Source organism: Bacillus sp. LR--39, assembly GCF_053613335.1.
In genome coordinates this window covers 1-1,037 of the sequence record NZ_JBSIOT010000353.1, presented here as the reverse complement: position 1 = coordinate 1,037, position 1,037 = coordinate 1, and the positions used below count along the sequence as shown (strand labels likewise).

At 39.1% G+C, this 1,037-nt stretch carries 4 protein-coding genes; all 4 read right to left on the bottom strand.

What is annotated here, in order from left to right; all coding sequences use genetic code 11:
* The coding region (locus ACWHAR_RS23175; protein ID WP_452087959.1) for a hypothetical protein at window positions 1–135 on the bottom strand (135 nt) is incomplete at its 3' end.
* Between the two features lies 1 nt (window position 136).
* Entirely contained in the window at window positions 137–286 is a 150-nt protein-coding gene (locus ACWHAR_RS23170) for a hypothetical protein (protein WP_003239113.1), read from the bottom strand.
* Between the two features lie 29 nt (window positions 287–315).
* Entirely contained in the window at window positions 316–762 is a 447-nt protein-coding gene (locus tag ACWHAR_RS23165; RefSeq protein WP_003232676.1) for a phage-like element PBSX protein XkdN, read from the bottom strand.
* A gap of 91 nt (window positions 763–853) precedes the next feature.
* On the bottom strand, window positions 854–1,037 hold a 184-nt coding region (locus ACWHAR_RS23160), incomplete at its 5' end, for a phage tail tube protein (RefSeq protein WP_452087958.1).

The following is a 1,037-nucleotide window of genomic DNA, read 5'->3' as shown; positions in this document are numbered from 1 at the left end:
CGCTCTGATACTGATTTTGATTTGCCGATTAATGGTTTTGACTTTTTTTTCGACCTCTTGGAATCCTTTATGTATCCGTTTTAGTTTTTTAGATACCTTGTCTTCGAGATCAAAACGGGCTGTTAATTTTGCGATATTAGTTCCCTCCTCTCCTTGATTCTTTTTCTAATAGATCTAGCTTATAGCCTATCAACCCAAATAAAAGAGCTTTAAAATGTTTTGGTGCTTCATATAATTCAAGAAGTTGGGATGGCGAATAATGAAGCTCATGCATTGCATAGTACAAATACACAGCTTCCTTATCGCCATCCTTTACTAGTTTTTTGCTTCTTCTTCTAGATCTTCAAGATCATCTTCAAAACCATTGATTTCAATTGCTTTATTCAGCCAGTTCGCATACTCTCCCCCAACAGATAGTACACGTTTTGCGACTTCTACCGGATCCGCTGTTTTGTATGCTTCCCTTAAATCTTTTGAACGAAAATCAGGATAAATAGTAGATTCGATGGCAATTCTCGCATAAAAGCGCTGTGAGTCTAAATCTTTGACGCGGCCGCGGCCTTTCACATTTTTGAATGTGGTGTTTTCTTTCTCTAATTCATCAATCCGTTCAGTTGTAATTGGTTTTAAAATAAACGGAATGACATTCCCTTTTTTATCAACAAAACGCTTTGAGATCGGCACTTTGATTTCCTCAGCTTCAATTGTTTTTCCCGGCATAAAAAAGGAAAGATCATATACGTTTTCGTTCTTCTCGCTCATGTAAAAAACTCCCTTGTCTATTGTTTGGTTTCATTTTTTAAAAAACAGACCTTTCTAAGAAAGGTCTGCGTATGGGCTGATTCAGCTTTGATTAAAACGTGTCAGACAGCTTTTCAGGGACGTCGAAGTCTTCGAATGTAAATGGAACTTCTTCCTCTAACGCTTCTGAATCGACATCAAGGCTTGCGATTTTGGCAGAGTCAAAGTTGACGTCGTACAGGGTGACTCGCTCTGTGCCCCGGCCTGAGGATTGATCATCCAGCACGGCTTGGAGA